This is a genomic window from Paenibacillus sp. SEL3 (assembly GCF_054602585.1).
The window spans coordinates 4,940,986-4,960,742 of record NZ_CM137725.1 but is presented as its reverse complement, the minus strand read 5'-3'; the positions used below and the strand labels follow the sequence as shown (position 1 = coordinate 4,960,742).

Sequence of the window (19,757 nt, the reverse complement as noted above, 5' to 3'; positions counted from 1 at the left end):
ATCAAGCAGCATCCCTAAAGGTTAAATCTTCTTGAATAGCACACTTTAGTTCCCTTTTTCCAGAAAACAGACTAACATAAGAATAAAGACAATCAACTTGATATTGTTTTGGAGGGTTGTGAATTGGTAGAAAAATTTGAAAAGACATTCGTTCAATTGGCTCAATGCGAGCTGTCTCTAGAAGAGTGGCAAGCATGGTGGGAAGAAAATAAAGTTCAATTGGAAAAGCACTTATCCCGTGGCGTTTTTCTTAAACTCAAATCCATCAAGCACGACTTTCGATGGATGCCTATTCTTGCCAGCCAAAAAAGAGCCGTCGAATATCTTTCGGCGAGAAACATTCCATTCGAAAATTCCGATCTATACCAACAACACTATGAAGCCGAATTCAAAACCTTTTTTAAGATTCAAAAAGAGCAGGGTAAAATTATTCAGTATAACCAAGCTCCCATGAAAGGAGTAGATGATGGAACTTATAATTATAAACATCATGAAAGTAATTAAAAGGAAAAGATCATCCTCAACTCAGTGGAAAATACTCAATTGAGGAGGATCATCTAAATTATTCATTTTTCCAAATAATAGACCCGTCAGAAGATGTGATCATGCTAGGGGGGTCATCATGCAGAGAAATTTCAATAAAGGAGCTTTTTCCTTTTTGTAACCATTTATATATACTTCCTTCATCGGTAATCGGCTTAGATACTATTTTTTTAACTTCAACAACCGCAGCATCATATTCAAGGAACCCATGATCATCTTCATCTAAACCATTGTTTGTTTCATAAATAGTGTCCCTAGTACCAATAATCTTTAATCCACTTTCCCAATAAATAGTTAATTCTTCTTTTGGTACTGAAATAATAGCTTTAATTAAGGAATCATATCCCATATACTCCTCCTTGGTTTAAGGCTCTTCTCGTCTTTGAATTCAATGGTAACGCTAGTGTTTCGCTATAAATTAACCATTATCCCAATTCCTTATTTCCCTATCCAAGCACAACCATCTTATCATGGATGATATTGTTGTTTGCTGTATTCAAAAACTCGTGTCCTTTATTTGATTGACCAATTATGCAAAAAAAACCTATTTTATTTTATTATTAAAGGAGTAAGCTCAAAAATAAATTATTTTGTAACATTAATTATCTTTTCAGCGATTAACCGACATTCTTCAATACTTTTATCGAATTCCTTTTTAAAGATTGAGCGAATACAAAATGAATCTGCTCTGCTAATTCTTCAACAGAGTTTGTTTCCTTACTTTTTTCATGGATTCTACGTATTTCTGAATAATATTCATCTTCTAATAGAGGATATATTTCGACTGGGTTCCATTCATTAATCATTTGTACAATATCATCGTTCATTTCTATACGCTCCTACTCTCCAAATAACGATTTAGATAGTTAATTAGAGATTGTAATGTTCACAATTAATGTTTCACCTATTTTTTTGGTATCTACTTTAGCTCCCAACACTTCAGAAACAATTCTTAAAGGAACTTGAACACGAGTTGTAGGAATCTGCGGTGCAGCCAGCATAATTTTCTTCTCATCGTTGACATACGCAATCTTACTACCGACCGCCAATTTAATCACAGTTCCATCCTTTGATTCGATGGTGACTTGTTGTAAATTTTTGTCCCAGTCTCTTACTTCCCCCCCTAGATTTTCAGAAACGAAGCGAAGGGGAACAAAAGCTGTATTTGTAGCATTTTCGATATATGGAGGTGAATCTGAATTAGTTCCAAAATTAATAGGAACACCGTTTACCTGTACATTAATTGTGTAATTATAAGGATGTTTTGCACTGGCTTGTACGCTTAATACAAGTGAAAAAATAAGGAATACGGAAACCGTAAAGAATTTTTTCATGATACATATCTCCCTTTGTTAAAATTAACAATTTACTAAAAATATATCTTTCTGACCTCCAAGATGTACTTTTCCTGTGAATCATACATCATTGCTTAGTAATAAGATACTACTTGGGTGAATTTCGCTCCTATACATCTCTTTAATACACTCTTGTTTCCTTTTTCGTAATAAAAAAAGAAGCAAGTTGTTTTTTTTCAACAAACTGCTTCTGTAATACATACTGCTAATTTATATCAATTAGGGCTTCATAAACAGAATCTTTTCCTCTATACATGTAAGTCCCTATCATTCTTAATTCTTTCCCATCAAGGAAATACTTATCACCTAAATGTCCGCCAGGTATACCTTCAATAGTTGAATAGTCGACGAAGCGAAGTTCATCGTCAAGATAACCGATTCTTACTATATTATCTGAATGTTCAACATAAAGCCATTGGCCACTCTTTGACTTCCCAACATAATCTCCAAGTAAATGTGGATATTTTTTAGGTTGACCCAGATCGTCAAATTGTGGTTCACCGGTTTTAAAATTAAGAATATAATTTCTTGAAAAATCAGTTGCTATAATATCTCCAGAATTCAGGTCTACATATTTATAATCAAAACGTTCTGACGAACCAAACTTAAATTTGATATTAATATCTATAGAATGTTGATAATCGCCACATATAATGAGCTTGACAGAGTCTCCCTTGTCGAATTTTAAAGCGTACCCCTTGGATGTCAAAATAACTTTATCCAGTTTCCACGATTTGTCTATTCCATTATCAACAAAAGAGTGTACTTGAATTTTATTATTGCTGTCTAGGTACTTTACTGTATATGATTCCTTATCGGCAAAGATAAAACCACCAGGAACCCCATCAATGGCACCAAATTTGTCTAATTCACCTAATGCTAAATCTTTTGATACCCAATTTCCATCTTTTCCTTCTGACACATATATTTTTGGAGGATCAAAATAATCTTTTCCAATAGTATGAGAAGAGACTGTTAATCTGTCATCTTGTTCAAAGGCATACCTACTCGTGGAGTCATCATTTATATTCGTATACTGCTGGTTACCATATTGTAAATTTATTTTTTTTAGAACAAATTGTTCCTTTGTAACTTCACTTGTGGATGTAGAATCATTGTCTATTTGTTTATAAGATTCAGTAGAATCTTGATTGCTGCAAGCAGTAATACCTAATAGTATTAGTAAAGTTAGTAAAACAAGAATCTTTTTCATAAATTTAATTTAACCCCTTTTTCATTTTGCTTATGACTTGATCCTGGCTAATCCTCTCCATAAAAAAACAAAAAGTTCATCATCTCATTTTCAACAACCACTTGGCACCGCATCCGTAAAAAGAATTGGAGTTGAAATTCAATGTCTCAGATAGTACATTGAACACGCTGATTATAAAGAATCGATAAACATCAAAATAGCTAATTTTTTGTCCGTCTCTATAATAATCGGATTCCCCCCTCTCTTCACCTATATATTGCCAGATACAAAGTCGATATATTCGTTATTAAGGATCGTCTAAACCTCGTTTTCTCTCCTATTTATATCGTTTCTTTAACTGTTTGATAAATTTAGTACCAATTCCATGTAAAAATCAATATCACGCAATTTCAAAAAATGATAAACTTCTTGCTTTCACTTAGGATGTAAATTATGCCAATAATATAATACGCCAAATTAGATCAAAACTCCTCCTTTTTATATTGTAAAGTAGGAAATTAGTCACTTGTCATTCAATTACATTTTATTTTATCCATTATATCCAGAACTTTTCCCGAGAGTAGCTATCAAAGTTGGTGTAGTCCTAAGTTTCAAAACTAATATGGATTGATCTTCTAGGGTGGGAATTAACAGGGTATCTGCACATCAAGATAGATCTAACTACTTTCATTTTTTAAGTAATTAGTCGCTTATTCCTTTATAGAAAAAAATAAAATGGGATTGTCTGATTTAATTATAGGGTTTAATATGGGCTCCCCCTTTTCCCGCTCTTGAAGGACGCTCCCTCTACGGGTTTCATGGGCCTTTGCGAGGACATTGACCTTAAATGTTCTACCAATGCGGAGTCACAGTATTTGCATCGTTCTTTGTCCCGAGTGTAAATGTACTCACGGTTCATTATGAATGCCGTTGCTTACATGATTATTGGATATTCGGCATGTCGTATGGCTTTACAGTTAAAGGTTGTCAGCGGCTAAGAGTGCAAGTGTTAACGACAACTGGTGCCGTCAATGAAGCAAGGAAGTTTTTTTTATTCCAAACTTTGCTATTGTTATAGAGTTTGATTATACTTTAGCCACTATTAGAATTACGTGTTTCTACCGAGGAGGAATCGAATTCCGATGAATTTAGCCGTCAAGTTGATGCAAAAATTCAAAGACCGCGATACTCAGAATAAGCTGAAAGGCTATCGGGACAAAGCGGAGCTCATTAGGAAACGGAATTTGGAAGCATGGGACGATCAGCGGCTGAAAGCGGAATCTCTCCGGCTGAAAAAGGAAGCAGAATCGGGTACGCCTTTGGACGAACTGCTTGTCGATGCCTATGCACTAGTCTGCGAGGCAGCGAAGCGAAAGCTCGGATTACAGCCTTACGATGTTCAGATTATGGCTGCCATCGCTCTGCACGAGAGATTTGTGATCGAGCAACATACCGGCGAAGGAAAAACGCTCTCTGCTGTTATGCCTGCTTATCTAAATGCGCTGACCGGCGAAGGCGTTCATGTGCTCACTTTTAACGATTATTTGGCAAATCGGGATGCGGAGTGGATGGGTCCGATCTATCGTTTCCTCGGGTTAACGGTAAAATCGGTTCAAGCGGGCATGAGCTTGTCCGAGAAACGAGAAGCGTACGCCGCGGATATAACCTATGTGACGGCCAAAGAAGCGGGATTCGATTATTTGCGCGACACGATCACACTAAGCGAAGCCGATACCGTGCATCGTCCTTTCCACTACGTCATCGTCGACGAAGCGGATTCACTGCTTCTCGACGAAGCTCGGGTGCCGCTAGTCATCGCTGGCGAGCCGGATTCTTCCGGCAACGACGTAATTCGTTTCGCAGATGTGACTAGGCAGCTCGAGCAAGATAAGTATTACGACTTCGACGAGTTCAAGCGGAACGTTTATTTGAATGAGGCGGGCGCTGCAAAAGCGGAGGCGCTGCTGGGGTGCGGCAATTTGTACGAAAGCCATAATAGTCATTTGTTGTCGTCGTTAAATTGCGCGTTGTATGCGGAAACGTTATTGAAAAAAGACGTCGATTACATCGTCCGGGACGGGAAAATCGAGCTGATCGACGAATATACCGGCCGCGTGGCGGAGAATAGGCATTTGCCAGAAGGACTGCAAGCCGCGCTTGCAGCCAAAGAAGGGCTGCACTCGAAAGTCGGCGGGAAAATTCTCGGGACGATCACCCTTCAACACTTCATTAGCCTGTATCCAAAAATTTGCGGAATGACGGCTACCGCGTACGCTTCCGCCATGGAATTCAAAGAGATTTATGCACTGCAGGTCGTGCAAATTCCGCCGAACCGGCCAAACATACGGATCGACCATCCGCACCGAATTTATACACATAAAGAAGCCAAGCTTAAGGCGCTTGTACAAGAAATCTCGTCCGTACATGCGACGGGACGCCCAATTCTCATTGGTACGTCAAGCGTGGAGGAGTCGGACATGCTGGCAAAGGCGCTAGCGGTTGCCGACGTACCTTGCCATATCCTGAATGCGAAAAACGACGCAGAAGAAGCCGAGGTCATTGCCAAAGCGGGAGAAATCGGCGCCGTGACGGTGTCTACGAATATGGCGGGACGCGGCGTCGACATTCGGATCGGCGGTGGCAACCCTACGCAAGCAGAAGTTGTCGCCAAGCTGGGCGGGTTGTACGTGATTGGTACGCATGTGCACGAAAGCGTGCGGATCGACGACCAACTGCGCGGGCGTTCTGGGCGCCAAGGCGACCCTGGAGCTTCCGTATTTTTCGTAAGCTTAGAGGACGAGTTGTTACTTCGATTCGGCATCGATAAAGCGATTCGCGCCCACAGGCAGGATGAGACTCTCGAAGACCCGGTGCTACGCAGCAAAATCGCGCATATTCAGCGCGTTATTATGGGCCAGAACTTCGATATCCATCAAGAACTAAACCGTTATTCGGATATGGTAGAGGAACAGCGACGAATTCTATACGAGGAGCGGCTCGCAATTTTAAAAGGCAAGAAGCTGATGAGTCCTTTGGAGCAACGCGTACGGCTTTTTTATATCGACAAGTTCTGGGCCGACCATCTAGCATACGTTTCTTACCTTCGTGAAGGCATCCACTTGGAAAGCCTTGTCAGCGGCAATCCGATCGACGAATTTCATGCACAAATCACCCAAGCATACGAACAAATTCCAGCTAAAGTAAATAGCGAGTCGGCGAATATGCTTGTAAGGCTCGGAGGTTCGAATGATCCGGCGGAGTGGGAAGAGTTCGGTCTGAAGAGCCCTACTTCCACTCGGACTTATATAATCAACGATCAATACATCCAGAATATGCGCAGCTCATGGACCGCTATGACTGTATTTGCTTTTGGGATTCGCAAGATTTTGAGGCCTATATTCAAACTGTCAAAGTTTTGATGCAGCGTAGCTTTTTCGAGGATGAGCATTGACTCCGTGTTGACTTCGGACGTCCGCTTGGATTCCTCAATTTTATAATCGGTATAAACATACCTACCAATCACGGCCGCCAAAGCTATGGCGGCTTTTTTGCACTCATTTTGAGGAGGGATTTATATGCCAATGGCAACAAGCGTATCCGCTATAAAGCAGCCATTCTATAGAATGTAACCGCCATCGGATGTTGGGCTAATAGTCAAGCCTGATTTTGAGATTGATCCGTTATTCTTCTCTTTTTCTCAGCAATAAGTAAACCTAGCAGTACATATCCTCTGTACACTAATCCAATTAAAAGCACTCCGCCAGCAATAGAAAGGAGGATAACTAAAATGTTAAGTATAAATAGAAATAACTCCAAAAGACACCTCCAAAGTAAATTAGTCTTTTTTATCTTATAGTAAAAGTCGTGTCGAAGTATCATAAAGCTTGTCATAAAACAAAATAAGAAAGCAGTTGAATGAAAGAACTAAGTTATTCAAAAAGGCTAATGGTCAGAGTAAAAGACTATATATACGCAACTTTTTTTCGTTTTTCTGGTATATATGATAAAAAAATGAAACTGGGTGTTTATTCAATGAGACGAATTTTTGTTTCTCTACTTGTATCTTCCTGCCTTCTTATTTCTGGCCTGCTTCTAGCGCCTCTGAGTTATGCGGAGAATTCAAATTCCAATCTTCCCGTTGTAGTAGAGGATGCGGCTGTGTTCTATCTGGTTCCGCACCAACTGACTGCCGAATTAAACAAATCTTCTTTATCGCTGGATTCCGTCTCCATAAAGACCGCTCCCCTGCTGAAGAAAAATAATCACTTGTATTTCCCGTTCAAATGGCTGGAAACAGCTCACTTGGCAACCACCAAGTGGGATGCAAAGACAGGCAGCACGTGGGCGGAGTTTGACACTGAGAACTCGGTACCTTTTTCCTCATTTCGGTTGATGCCTAACCAAGCAAAGATTTTCAGATACGAAGACGGAACCATGACAGCGCTGGATGAGCCAATCCCTAAAACGTTTATGAAAAACGATCAATTGTATATTCCAGCGTCACTTCTGCCTAAGATGGGAATAAATTATACATGGAGTAATGGAGTCATGCACTGGGTCTGGAACGACAAAGTAGTTAAAGCGCTTCATCCAACGTATACAACGGATAAGGAAAAAATCACTTTTAGTGCATTAGTACAAAAAGAGTTCGGGCATGCTTATCTTATGGTAAATACAGGGCACGGTGGCATGACAAGTTCCATTGGAGGTAGCATTAGCACGTTTAAGGGAAAAGAAAAAAGCATTGGAAAGCCGATTATAATAAATGGGCAAACATTTCGGCGGATTGAATATTCAGTTGAGCTTCGTCCCGGTCCAAATCCGTTGGAAATTACCACTAATGATAAAGGATCTGTTAAGATTATGGTGCATCGCAAAGTATTAAACCCGTCCTCCGTCCCTATTAGATACAACCATCCCGAGAACGAGCATGACATCCGCTTCACCAAGCCGACACAGGGGTACCTCCGTGTACAGGCTGGAGACCCAATAGCAATTGCTGGAGTCGTGACAGCTACGTATCTGGAAAGCAATGAAGTTTCTTTTGGAGTGGCAGCATTTCAGAACGGTGATTTTGTTGAAGTTGAAAAAAAGACCGTTATCCCCCTCAAACAGGATAAATCCTTTAGCGGTTCTGTCGTTATTCAAAAACCTGGCACTTATCTGGTCAATATTCTAAGTCCAGATGTATTTGTGGGAGGTAGTTCACCGTACGGCTCTGTCAAATGGGCTGAGATAGCAGTCGAAGTGTTGCCTAAAACCAAGAAAAACCCATAATTCTTCTCTTCCAGATCTAACACCAGCTAAATATGGACCAGTATATTAAAGGAGCAGCGGCGGACACAAGACTTGATAAATAAAGTCTTGTGTCCGCCGCTGTTGTCATTGAACTAACGTTTCCCGTTAGCGTAATGAAACTGTCACTTTTTTTAAAGTGGTTTCCAGTTCTCATAACGCTCATCGTTAATCGTTGGCTTACGATTAACGCGTCCTTGTAAATAAGCTTCTTGATATTGCCTTAGCGATTCAATATTTGCTCCCCCTTCATAATCGGGATCGTGATATTGAACAACATCATCTTCCCAAAAACAAATATCACAAATGTCATAGGTACCTGGTGATTCATAATCCAGTGTCTTATAACCACAGCATGGACATGCATATTTCATATATAGTGACCTCCACATAAACAGCTGCACTTTGATGTGTTCGCTATATGATTACCTAGCTTGCCCGCTAGCGTAATGAGATAAAGTAACTTATTAAATGTATATTTAATCGTCGATCGGTACAAGTTCTTGTCCCTCGACAACTCGACTTTTGATAGGAACAAATTTCTGCCTCTTCAATATGGTGCTTTTGACTGTGTAAGAAGAACTTGTCCTTTTGGTAGACCTGTCCCACCGTAAATAGTCACTGTATAAGCGCCTGAAGGAACAAGTGGCATACTATCATTATTTACAAGTTCTACTGTTGCGTCTGCTGCAACACTTGCATTAAAAATAACTGTATTCTTGCTGTTGTGCTGTACTTCGATCCTAAAAGAGTGTGCTCCAGTATTTTTGGCATTAAGTTTAATATGTGGATATCCAACTGTCACAGAATAATCTTTTTCAGGGTCCACTTTATCACCCGCTAAATCCCAAGTTAGTGTATCTTCGAGTGCATCAGGACTGCTTTCAAAGGTTTCATTTTCTTCTTTGGATTTTAAATCAACATTATTTTTTAAGGCACTTGAAACGCCAATAATAAGTAAAATAGATGCAGTGGTAACAATAATCTTCATAACTTTGTTTTTCATTCATGTAACATTCCTCTCAATGAACAGATTTCAACTAACGTTTCCCGTTAGCTTAACAAAGATTTTTTTTAATACTAGGCTTTTCCTATACTAATTTGAATGGCTTCATAGTACAAGAATTCTACTTTTCCAAAAACATTATTGGAGGCTCACAAATGAGTAAATTTGAAAAAAATCTAATTAAGTATTTGTCTTACGGTTTTATTGTAGGAATATACTATTCCTTTATTAAAGGGCCAACAACAACGAGTACTCCGATCAACGGTATGTTTGAATTTTATACGGTACCCACTTCTACTTTTATTTTTAGAACATTATCAACCTCGTTTCTACTAAGCCTCTTTGCTGGAGTAGTGTATACAATTACTTTTTTGTGTATAAGAGGAAATAAGTAGATTCTTTGAATAACTCCAAAGCAAAAGAAGCTGTCCAAATCGCAACGGCTCCTTTTCTTAAGTAACGGTTCGAAGCAAATATTACGTCATTGGTAGCGCTACTTTAGCTTGCTCCAACAAAGAAGATAGTTATAAGAAAATATGGAATAGCAATTTTTATAGTAATGATATTCGCAAGCGTTTGGATGCTTAGTAGTTACGCTAAAAGTGATACTCAAAATAAAGTATTCGATTATCTTGTAAAAATTCAAGGATACAAACCATCTGAAATTTATTCAGTTAAAACTCAAATAGGTAAAGCTCCCTTAGTTAGTACACAAGTTATTTTTAAGGACGAAACCAATGCAAGGTATTTTAAAAGAGCAAGATAAAATTATTCAGCGTAGCTAAGCCCCCATTAAAGGAGTAGATGATGGGGCGTATAATTATTCTTTGAAGGATTATAACGGAAATGCAATGCACAGTCACATGCTTGTCCTCCTCCAAGAGGTCACAAAATTCAGTCATTTATAAGATTTCAATAGAATGAATCAGTAAAGATCAGTAAATTGAAAACTGCTATGAAAGCTTGTCCTGCTTGACTTTAAGGCTTAAATAAAGAAAATTTTATATCCCCTGAAATAGCCGCATCTTAGACGCACCACACATGATGTAACCACGGGAGTTAGAGATCGTTAACAGCGTTGTTTTAGGCAGTTTGACCTCGACTCCGATAAATGTATGCTCACCCACTTGAATAGGTTCCATGTGTATCATGGTGATTTCATGCACCTCCTCTTTGTTTATGCTATAAGCCTCCAATATTTTTGCAAGTCCCAGCCCACAATGAAAATAACCGAAAATACTTCTTATCAAATCCATGATAAAAAATTTCCGATTCTTAAATCCTTCCTCTCTAATAGTTGTCCGATGAAAATAAAGATTTAGACTGGATTTGTTGGTCCTAAGTTGATTCTGAATTGCTAAATCGTCAGACTTGGAATAATAAGTTTTAGACTGACCCAAATATAAAACCAGCGGCAGTCAAGGACCTGAAAATAAAGTCCTAGACTGCCGCTGGTTTATTGAACTAACGTTCTCTGTTAGCGTAACAAGTGGTGCTAAATTATTTCATGCGATATATCTACAACCGTTTCGGTGCTGCCGATCGGCTTACCGTCAGTAAGAAACACCGAGGCGATAAATTCTCCCTGAATCGCTAGGCTTCCAATCGCCTTAAATCGTTCTACCTCTATTGGTTTTGCCGAAATAATCGGCTGGATCAACGTCTTCCATCAGTCCCCATTCGACCATATCTGGCGTACGGGTCAGCACTTTCCGATGCGACTGTCGAGAATCCTCTCTATCGCTGGATATTCCTCGAATCTTCGTTCAATGAAATGTTGAATAACCACCCCGTAAAGGGGCGGTTTTCTTATGCTTGCATGAATGCTTCTAACGGCTCCAGAGTCGCGAACGTCTTCTTTGCATCCTTCTTCCGTTGCTCATCATAGAGTTTGGTCAACTCTTCGAATGATTTAGCTTTAATCTTCGTATAACTCGATTTGGTGTATCTGATTATGTACGTCTTTACCCCTTCCTCTTCACTCCACTCGTAAACGACATCATATTTGTCCCTCAAATTCTTTAAATGAAGTGACCGGCGCAACACTGCAAAGTGTTCTTTAATGGCTTCATCACATTCCTCCATAATCTTCTCGTATGTGCAGCCAACTCGCATCAGAATCTCCAATGCCCGTTCATCGCCGTATCTCGCGAGAAATTCCTTCAACGAAACCAGCGCATATAGCATTATTTGTTCCTTGTCATTCGGATTCCTGTATTCATAACAGCCTACAACCAAATTGCGGTCGGTCATTTCCTCCTTACTGAATTGCATATTAAACAAATACTCGAGTGTCTTTTGCTTCATAACGGTTTCCAACATCTGTTCTTTATCAATCCTGATGCCCGTTGTCACCCACGGAAACGGTAGTTGGCCGTTACTTTCACGCGGTATGCTACCCCTAAGATTCAAAATCGGCATACCCGTAGCTATTGCGTACGACCTGTTATATCCGTCGCCCGCGAATATTTCCTGTTCTTCTTGCATGTGTCCTGCCCCTCCTTTTAGTACCAAGTTCCATTCGGCGCGTAGTGCCACCAGTTGTCTGCGAAGTGAATCTCCGCTCGATTCCAGCGAATTACGATCCAAATTACCCTCCGCATTTTCCAGTAATTTCTTGGTTAAGCTATAGTTCTCCGTTCGTATTATGAGCTGTGACCTACGCTTACGGGCTTTGCCACTTCACTTCCGCTCTTCCAATCCCGCTCTGTCCATTGTCAGACAACACTTTTATTTCCATCTCTCCAGGCACTTCATGAATCTCCGTTACAATCGGTTCAGACGAACCGAGGAATAAGATCCTATAGTAAACTATTGCATATCCATAAAACTACCACTTTTTTATGTTGGTCTCCTATTAGTTCATCACCGCTGCTTTTCATTAACCCGCGAAGATACTTCTGGGATAAATTGTATCATATGAGAACCATAAGTCCATTTAATGGTTGCGTTATCCTGCCCGTTGGCTAATGCCGGCTGCCAGTCTACAACTTTATTTTTCACGGTCTAATGCTTTGTTTTTCAGTCTAACACTTTATTTTCACAGAACAATAGTCTCATTAGACTATTTTGTTCTTCCCATAATTTTAAGAATGTATCATACTTCATAACATTCACGCACCTTCCGTATACTTTACCCATATCGCTAAGTTAGTAGCCTGATTGAAGACTCTCCTATTTAAACCCGCCTTAATTCTTAGGTGCATGCAAATTATCTTCTTTATCAGATAAATTACTTTGAAAAAAGCTTGCTACCATTTTATTATTAAAGGAGCAAGCTTATAGATATTCATTAATCGTTGTGAATTATATTGATTTAGGATTTTTATAGCACCAGTTTGGATCATAGGGCAGAGATCTGAACTTCTGCATATCTTCCCAACTGTAGACCCAATCGTAATCAGGAATCCAAAAATAGTCAGTAGGATTTAGCTTGAGATATTCATATATAAATCGAAAAATCAGCTCTTCAACACCATAAACATCTTCAATACATCCTACTTGATACAAGGACAAGCTTGAATCTAATCCACTAATATCCTCATCATGCTCATAATTAATTTCGTAATTATAAATTCCATCAATATAGAATATAAACTGCTGGTTATTTTCAGCACCCAGTGGGTTATAAGATATATTTAGAGTTGTTGAAAAAAACTGTTCGTTCTTATATTTTTTATCATTGTCAAAATATAATCCAGCATCTGCATGAAAGGCAGCTACGATTGCATCTCCTAGTAATTTCTCAGGTGTATATTTTTCTCGTTCTATTAAAATAAAAGCCGAACTCCCCATCACTTAACCACCTTTCTTAATTCCTCCAAGGAATTTACAACAGTTACTCCTAGCTTCTTGATATTATCTAATTTTTCTATATTACTTTGAGATAGATTGCCCAAAGGCTTATCAATATAAAGTATAACTTTCTTCTGTTCTGGATTAAAATAAAGCTTATCAGTAGTAATTGTCATTTTCTCAAGTTGTCCTTCTTTAACTGCTTTGATCGAAGCCTTTACCTCAATTAATTCATTTTTTGTAACCACATCTAAATCACCTGCAAATTGACCATCTTTCTTTAATATTTTTTGCCCAAAACCAGTGACTTCACGTTCTTCTTTTAAAAAGCCAGCTACTTTTGCTTCAGTTGCCTTTCCTACATCTGAGCTATTCATAAAGTTTTCAATATCACGGTTAATATTTTTGGGATGTTGATCAACCCATGTCAGTTCATTGCCAGCAGAGTTTGTATATTTCGTCTTATTTCCTTCCTTAATTATGCTACCCCTATTGTAATTGTGGGTTCCCTCGACGACATGCGGTGCCTTTTCTGCCTTAGCTCCCGAAGAAGGAGTGGATTTTGATGAGCCTCCACCTTCTCCTTTCGCCATCTGCCACAATTCTGCTGAGCTTTCCCCTGCTCCTTTTGCACTTTTAACCGCAGTTGTAGCTCCATGCGCCGCCAAAGCTGCCGATCCAATTAATCCGGGTACCCCAATGATACTCCCTACACCTGTAGATGAAACAGCAACGGATAATCCTTCTCCACCTATTCCAGCTACTACCTCACCTGCCCCTTGCAATGATGTAGCTACATTTCCGAGAATTTCTCCTACTTTAGCTGCCATGGGATGATCATAATTCCGTTCTTTATCAGGCCATATCCCCACTGTCAAATTCCCCTGAATAGCTCCTTTTGCTCCCTGTGCAGTATCCCAAAGGATTTCTCCTTGAAGTTTGCTAGCTTCCATTTGAGCCTCAGCCTTAGTGATCTCAGCTTGTCCAATCTGTTCAAAGATTTTATGTAACCAACTTTCACCTGTGGATGCTTTTTTAACAGGGGCTCCGAGCCACGGCACATCCAGTACGATTTTTTCCCCGTCCACCTTTGCAAAGTTTTTTGAAATAAAAATAAGTTCTTGTGCTACTGTCGATAGTCGTTCAATCGTCACACTCATGGATTGTCGAGAAACCTGAAACTCCTGAAAAAATCTCTCTTGGGTAGCCCCAGACCAGCCTTGTTGGACAAAATCAATTCGTCCACTCAAAAAATTCAGCATACGTTCCATTTCATGCTTTCTGTGTAAGAACTGATCAGCCACTTCCATCAATTTGTCAGGTGGAACTAAAATTCTCCCCATTCTACCACGCCCACTTTAATTTTGATGGAAATAATCTTATCAGAAGAGGTGATTTAGGGAAATCCATCTGCTATCCTGTTATTTCCTTTTTAAATCATGTGACATTTGAACTGAAGTAAAACAGAGATTATCACGACTAAAGTATTGTATATCACTGTTAGATGATGCCTAAGTTAGTTTTAGCTGTTCTATCCATAGGCTAGTGATCAAGTATTGATTAATGTTGATTATATCATTATTACTTTTTCTTGATTTATAACAATATAATTGACATAATATCAATAAACATCCTTACTATATAATTCTAGGACGCTATATTTAAAGGCCTTTCCTATATAAATTTGAATGGCTTCATAGTACAAAATTCTCCTTTTTCATAAACATTATTGGAGGCTAGTAAATGAGTAAATTTGAAAAAAATCTAATTAAGTATTTGTCTTACGGTTTTTGTGTAGGAATTTATTATTCCTTTATTAAAGGGCCAACAACAATGAGTTCTTCAATCAACGGTATGTTTGAATTTTATACAGTACCCACTTCTACTTTTATTTTCAGAACTTTATCAATCTCGTTTATATTAAGCCTCATTGCTGGAGTGGTGTATACAATCGTTTTTTTATGTATAAAAGGAAATAAGTAGATTTCCCAGAATAATCCCAAAACAAAAGGAGCCAACCCATCGCAATAGCTCCTTTTCTTTATCGACCCTTTATTTAATTGACTAACTATGCAAAAAAGCCTGCTCCCATTTTAATGTTAAGGAGCAAGCTTATAAAATATTAATCATACTCAATGAACACATTGCCGTTTCCATTGACGGCTTTCTGTAACAATATAATTATATCGTTCTTAAGATCAGGAAGTACAGGTAATATATTAGTCAAACTTTTCGCTTCTTCCTCGGTCAAATATTTAATATCAAATGAATCAAACAATTGTAGGGTCTCTCTAATATTTTCCACTTCCCATGGACTTTCCTCATACCAGCCTTCGTGAGCATAATATTCACTTAGTATATTACTTTGTGCAGATTCTAGTTGAACCAAACAATCCATTAATGTATCAAAGTATCCATTCCATATCTTCAATACATAGCTTTTATCTGAATTTGTATAAATCAATCTTATTTCTGGTTCTCCTTCAAATCCAGCATAGTAGGTATCATTTATTTTATCTGTCTTCATACTCTTACTCCTTCTAATGGCTGTGATTTTGAACTTGAGAGCATTTTATTCTCAGACTGCCACGTGGTGACCCGTTGGTCTGTAATTCGAGCCATTCTCTCAATGCTCAATAGGAGGTGCCTTCACTGCTACTAACATAAACTGGAATGGTGGGATCAGCTTACTCTTCATCTTCGTTAACCGCTTTAATCAGATCTCCGTAGACTTCCTTCGTGTGAGCAGATGCATGTTCTTTAAAATGTGTAAACAACCTCATACATCTGATTGCTTGTATTCTATTATTAGATTCAGCAGACTTTTCCAAACAACTGAACAAAAATGTGAACCCATCTGAAAACCTTCCCTTACGCAAAAGATAAATTGCCAATTCCCTTAAAAAATGAGTAAAACGTTCTGTAGTAAATTGTTGATTGTACACCCCCATACACTCAGGCTTATCCAGCAACGTTAAGATTTCCTTTTCAAATTGCTTTAGAATATGATCAATATCTAAACGAAACCGATTTGCAGCTTCAATTATATTATCTAATCCAGGAAGTATCTCTTCACTCCTGGAAGAAAAGGACGCTACATAATCATCCAAAACACTAATTTCACCAGCGTGAAGTTTATTTACATAAGCGTTGGCTTCAGACCACTCTTCATACCGCCTTTTCCATTTAAAGGTGACTTCATCGGTTTCCTTCACCCAACTTAAATCAGCATATTTGTACGTATGTTGAAGTGCTTTTTCATAATCTTTACGTGCTTCACAAACTTCAGCACGAAGCAGATGAGAAAACGCCCAGTAAGCAAAAGGTGGAGAAACAGGTTTCTTCAAGTTCTCTTTTTTTACGTCATGAGCTTGGTCTAACTTATATTGAATATCTGCTTTAATCTCCAGAGTTTTGGCGAATAGTTCTACTTTATCCCATTTTCGTAACGAACGGTATGTATTCGCCAAGTCTTTTAATGCCTCTAACTGATCTACCTCATCTAACCGTTCAACGTAAGGCTCAAATTGAATGGCTGCATCATAGTTTTTCTCTTGATCGTCTCTAATACGAATCGTAAACAATCGATACTGGCAAACCGCTAATCGTTCTGAATACTGATATCTCTCCCCTTCTGCTACATTTTCATAAAGGAACGCCGCTGCTTCAGTATAACCTTTTTTAAAAGAATCCTCGGCTACTTCAAAAAGTGAAGGAAGATAAACAGGATTATCTAGCAACATACCTACAACTCTTCGCAAGCAATCAAGTCGCCCTAACTCCACGCAGCGGTACAAAAAAGGGCTGATTCTTCGCCAGTTGAGCGGTTCTTCCTCAATACATTCTTCAATATAACGTTCATAAAAATAATCTGGTGGTAAATTCATTCCCATAGTGATGCGATCTAGCTGGTGAACTGAAATTGATCGGTTGCCCGTCACAATGCCACTAACTGTCCCTACATTCAAATCAATCATGTGACCAAACTCGGTCATGGTTAAGCTTTTCCGTATCAGATAGGTTTGAACTTCTGCTCTAATCGTAGGTGTGATCTCCATAGATAAACCACCCTTTCAACATAAACTCGACATATAATACATAATTAAACCATGTAATGAGAAACAGTTAGTAAAAATTACTTTATCCCATCATTGTCTTTTGGAACAAAGTCATATACCCTTCGTTGTTTACAACAGCACACATTACATTTTTGCACTTTTTACATATATTCCTCAAAAGAGGATTTCCTCATTTTGCTTATATACAGCAAAACACGCAATAAAAAGGCTAGACGGATCATTCCATCTAACCTGTTCCATTATCCATTTGGTTTTATACTCTATACCTTATTAAGTACTTTAAATATCATGCATCTTTTTCCTGTTAAGAATAATTACATTTCGCCATGGTGACTCGGTTGATAGCCATGTTCTTGATCATGAAAAAGTAAAGGGACAGTAACTATTGCTATTAACATAAAGCTGGTTGCTAAAAAGGTCAGAATTATTTTACGCTTCATCTTGATCCACCTCATTAATCAAGTTTCTGTAGGCTGTCTTCGTCTCAAATGATGAATGCTCCTGATAAGATTCAAAAAGCCTCATACATTTAATTATATATGATTTATTATTGATTAATGTAGATTTTTCCAAACAATTTAATAAAAATTTAAAACCATCAGAAAATCTTCCTTTAGTCAAAAAGTAGACTGATAATTCCTTAGAAAAATGTATAAAACGCTCTGTTATGAATCTTTGAGTATAAAAGCCTTCGATTTTTTGTTGTTCTAAATAAGATGAAATGTCCTCCTTGAATTGCTCTAAAATATCATCTACATCAAATTGGTATCGATTAGCTGCCTCGATGATATTATCAAGTGCGGGAAGAACCTCATCTTTCCTTGAAGAAATATAAGCTACATACTCGGGAAGTACGCTCTCTTCGCCTGAAAGAAGCTTATTTACATAAGTATTTACTACCGCCCAATCCTCATATTTATTTTTCCATTTCAATGTTTCTTCATCTGTATCCAAAACCCAGCTTAAATCAGCATATTTTTTGATATGATGAAGTCCCATTTCATAGTCTTTCCTCTCGTCATATGCTTGTGCACGAAGTAAATGCGAAAAAGCCCAATAAGCAAACAGAGGAAAGCTTGGTTTCTTTACATTTTCTCTTTTGGAAGGATGCCGTTGTTGCTCCATGTTATATTGAATTTTTGCCTTGTCTCCCAAAGCTTTAGCGAATAATTCTACTTTGTCCCATTTTCGTAACGAACGGTATGTATTCGCCAGATCTTTTAATGCATCTAACTGTTCTATCTCATCTAGTCGATCAACGTATATTTCAAATTGAACGGCTGCTTCATAGTTTTTCTCTTGATTATCTCCTTGCCTTGTATGGAACAAACGGTACTGACACATAGCCAGACGTTCTGAATATTGCTTTTTCTCACTTAGAGCCACATTCTCATATAGAATAGTTGCCGCTTCGTAAAGCCCTTCTCTAAAAAGTTCTTCGGCAAGCTCAAATAAAGATTCTGAATAGCCTAACTTATCCATCAATAAATTAACAACTTCTTGTATACAGTCCAATTTATTTAATTTCGCACAATTATGTATAAAAGGACTCATTCGACGCCAATTCGGATTAGCCTCTGTTAAATACTCAGACACATACCGTTCGTAGTAATAGCCAACGGGAAGCCCCATTGCTTTTGTAATTCGATCTAACTGATCGACTGAAAGTGTGCGGTTCCCATTAATAATACTGCTCATGGTGCCCGGATTCATTTCTGCTTCTCTAGCTAAATCACTTAGGATTAAATCATGATCTTTCATATGTTTTGTTATCTCTGTGAGTATCGTGGTTGTTGTGTTGTACAAAGTAACCACCCCTTGTCAGGAACTTAGTAGGATATCAACTCATTAAAAAAGGACTATTGCAATCCAATGATTGTATAGCCTTTCCGCAATTCATTGTACCATCTTTTGGCACAATATCATATACCTTTCAGAACCTTACTTAAGATACCTTTGAAGGGTTTGTAAAGAAAATTAAGCTCTATAAATCCTGAGACATACGAATCATATCTTTACACTGTATGCCATTCTCATAAATTTTTTCTACATAATTATGTCTGATAAAGAAATCTAGATCTACACCTACAATTCTAAACCCGCATTTTTGGTAGAGGGCTAACTGCCCAATGCTAGAGTTTCCTGTGCCCATTTCCATCGTTTTATAACCTTGTGCCCTAGCTGTTTCAATGGCATGTGTCACTAATAGTCTGCCTATTCCTTTACCATGCATATCTTCTGATACTGCTATATTCACTAACTCAACTGTTTCAGGTCTTGTAGGTAAAAGAACATAGACTCCCACAATTTGATGGTCAATTTCTGCTACATAACACTGCCCTCTTTTCAAATATTCCTCAACAAGTTGGCACGAAGGATCAGCTAGTAGCAAGAGCTCTATTGGATATTTTTCATTTGAATTAAGTAGTCTAATATTCATATATTCTCTCCTGAATGTATTATGGCCCCCGGATTTCCCCCCTTATCGCAAA

General features: G+C 38.3%; 17 protein-coding genes and 1 pseudogene. 4 read left to right on the top strand and 14 right to left on the bottom strand.

The features are described from left to right. Nucleotides 1-123: 123 nt before the first annotated feature. Nucleotides 124-504: a hypothetical protein gene (locus tag ACYCS5_RS22875; RefSeq protein ID WP_459760175.1), complete on the top strand. Its 381-nt coding sequence runs from the start codon at nt 124-126 to the stop codon at nt 502-504. A gap of 58 nt (nt 505-562) precedes the next feature. Here ACYCS5_RS22875 and ACYCS5_RS22870 read toward each other — a convergent pair whose 3' ends face one another. The 4 genes from ACYCS5_RS22870 to ACYCS5_RS22855 form a co-directional block, all read right to left on the bottom strand. After that, nucleotides 563-892: a hypothetical protein gene (locus ACYCS5_RS22870; RefSeq protein WP_459760174.1), complete on the bottom strand. Its 330-nt coding sequence runs from the start codon at nt 890-892 to the stop codon at nt 563-565. Nucleotides 893-1,160: 268 nt separating this feature from the next. Next, complete coding sequence (locus ACYCS5_RS22865; RefSeq protein WP_459760173.1) at nt 1,161-1,370, bottom strand: DUF1871 family protein; 210 nt, start codon at nt 1,368-1,370, stop codon at nt 1,161-1,163. Nucleotides 1,371-1,409: 39 nt separating this feature from the next. Beyond that, nucleotides 1,410-1,877 (bottom strand): copper amine oxidase N-terminal domain-containing protein, encoded by a 468-nt coding sequence (locus tag ACYCS5_RS22860; RefSeq protein WP_459760172.1) that lies wholly within the window; start codon nt 1,875-1,877, stop codon nt 1,410-1,412. Nucleotides 1,878-2,103: 226 nt separating this feature from the next. Next, entirely contained in the window at nt 2,104-3,111 is a 1,008-nt protein-coding gene (locus ACYCS5_RS22855) for a hypothetical protein (RefSeq protein WP_459760171.1), read from the bottom strand. Nucleotides 3,112-4,232: 1,121 nt separating this feature from the next. Between ACYCS5_RS22855 and ACYCS5_RS22850 the strand changes: the two genes are divergently transcribed. Both ACYCS5_RS22850 and ACYCS5_RS22845 read left to right on the top strand, forming a co-directional pair. Next, nucleotides 4,233-6,509: a preprotein translocase subunit SecA gene (locus tag ACYCS5_RS22850; RefSeq protein ID WP_029516571.1), complete on the top strand. Its 2,277-nt coding sequence runs from the start codon at nt 4,233-4,235 to the stop codon at nt 6,507-6,509. A gap of 613 nt (nt 6,510-7,122) precedes the next feature. After that, nucleotides 7,123-8,367, top strand: coding sequence for a hypothetical protein (locus tag ACYCS5_RS22845; protein ID WP_459760170.1), 1,245 nt, complete (start codon nt 7,123-7,125; stop codon nt 8,365-8,367). A gap of 152 nt (nt 8,368-8,519) precedes the next feature. Here ACYCS5_RS22845 and ACYCS5_RS22840 read toward each other — a convergent pair whose 3' ends face one another. The 6 genes and pseudogenes from ACYCS5_RS22840 to ACYCS5_RS22815 all read right to left on the bottom strand — a co-directional run bounded on the left by ACYCS5_RS22840 (nt 8,520) and on the right by ACYCS5_RS22815 (nt 14,529). Continuing rightward, nucleotides 8,520-8,759: a CPCC family cysteine-rich protein gene (locus tag ACYCS5_RS22840; protein ID WP_459760169.1), complete on the bottom strand. Its 240-nt coding sequence runs from the start codon at nt 8,757-8,759 to the stop codon at nt 8,520-8,522. Nucleotides 8,760-8,935: 176 nt separating this feature from the next. Next, nucleotides 8,936-9,391, bottom strand: coding sequence for a hypothetical protein (locus ACYCS5_RS22835; protein ID WP_459760168.1), 456 nt, complete (start codon nt 9,389-9,391; stop codon nt 8,936-8,938). A gap of 1,031 nt (nt 9,392-10,422) precedes the next feature. Beyond that, nucleotides 10,423-10,542, bottom strand: a pseudogene (locus tag ACYCS5_RS22830) (DUF1805 domain-containing protein); the annotation flags it as partial. A 658-nt stretch (nt 10,543-11,200) separates the two neighbouring features. Further along, nucleotides 11,201-11,980, bottom strand: coding sequence for a hypothetical protein (locus tag ACYCS5_RS22825; protein ID WP_459760167.1), 780 nt, complete (start codon nt 11,978-11,980; stop codon nt 11,201-11,203). 717 nt (nt 11,981-12,697) lie between these two features. Beyond that, complete coding sequence (locus ACYCS5_RS22820; protein WP_029516567.1) at nt 12,698-13,186, bottom strand: hypothetical protein; 489 nt, start codon at nt 13,184-13,186, stop codon at nt 12,698-12,700. Then, entirely contained in the window at nt 13,186-14,529 is a 1,344-nt protein-coding gene (locus ACYCS5_RS22815) for a WXG100 family type VII secretion target (protein ID WP_459760166.1), read from the bottom strand. The genes ACYCS5_RS22820 and ACYCS5_RS22815 overlap by 1 nt, the downstream gene beginning before the upstream one ends. A gap of 400 nt (nt 14,530-14,929) precedes the next feature. Between ACYCS5_RS22815 and ACYCS5_RS22810 the strand changes: the two genes are divergently transcribed. Then, nucleotides 14,930-15,169 (top strand): hypothetical protein, encoded by a 240-nt coding sequence (locus ACYCS5_RS22810; RefSeq protein ID WP_039269860.1) that lies wholly within the window; start codon nt 14,930-14,932, stop codon nt 15,167-15,169. A 139-nt stretch (nt 15,170-15,308) separates the two neighbouring features. Here the strand turns inward: ACYCS5_RS22810 and ACYCS5_RS22805 are convergent, their stop codons facing one another. From ACYCS5_RS22805 to ACYCS5_RS22790, 4 genes are all read right to left on the bottom strand, one after another. Further along, nucleotides 15,309-15,713: a hypothetical protein gene (locus tag ACYCS5_RS22805; protein ID WP_341071855.1), complete on the bottom strand. Its 405-nt coding sequence runs from the start codon at nt 15,711-15,713 to the stop codon at nt 15,309-15,311. A gap of 160 nt (nt 15,714-15,873) precedes the next feature. After that, complete coding sequence (locus ACYCS5_RS22800) at nt 15,874-17,244, bottom strand: transcriptional regulator (RefSeq protein ID WP_459760165.1); 1,371 nt, start codon at nt 17,242-17,244, stop codon at nt 15,874-15,876. 450 nt (nt 17,245-17,694) lie between these two features. Beyond that, nucleotides 17,695-19,026, bottom strand: coding sequence for a helix-turn-helix domain-containing protein (locus ACYCS5_RS22795; RefSeq protein WP_342425880.1), 1,332 nt, complete (start codon nt 19,024-19,026; stop codon nt 17,695-17,697). A gap of 223 nt (nt 19,027-19,249) precedes the next feature. Then, nucleotides 19,250-19,705: a GNAT family N-acetyltransferase gene (locus tag ACYCS5_RS22790; RefSeq protein WP_459760164.1), complete on the bottom strand. Its 456-nt coding sequence runs from the start codon at nt 19,703-19,705 to the stop codon at nt 19,250-19,252. Nucleotides 19,706-19,757 lie beyond the last annotated feature (52 nt).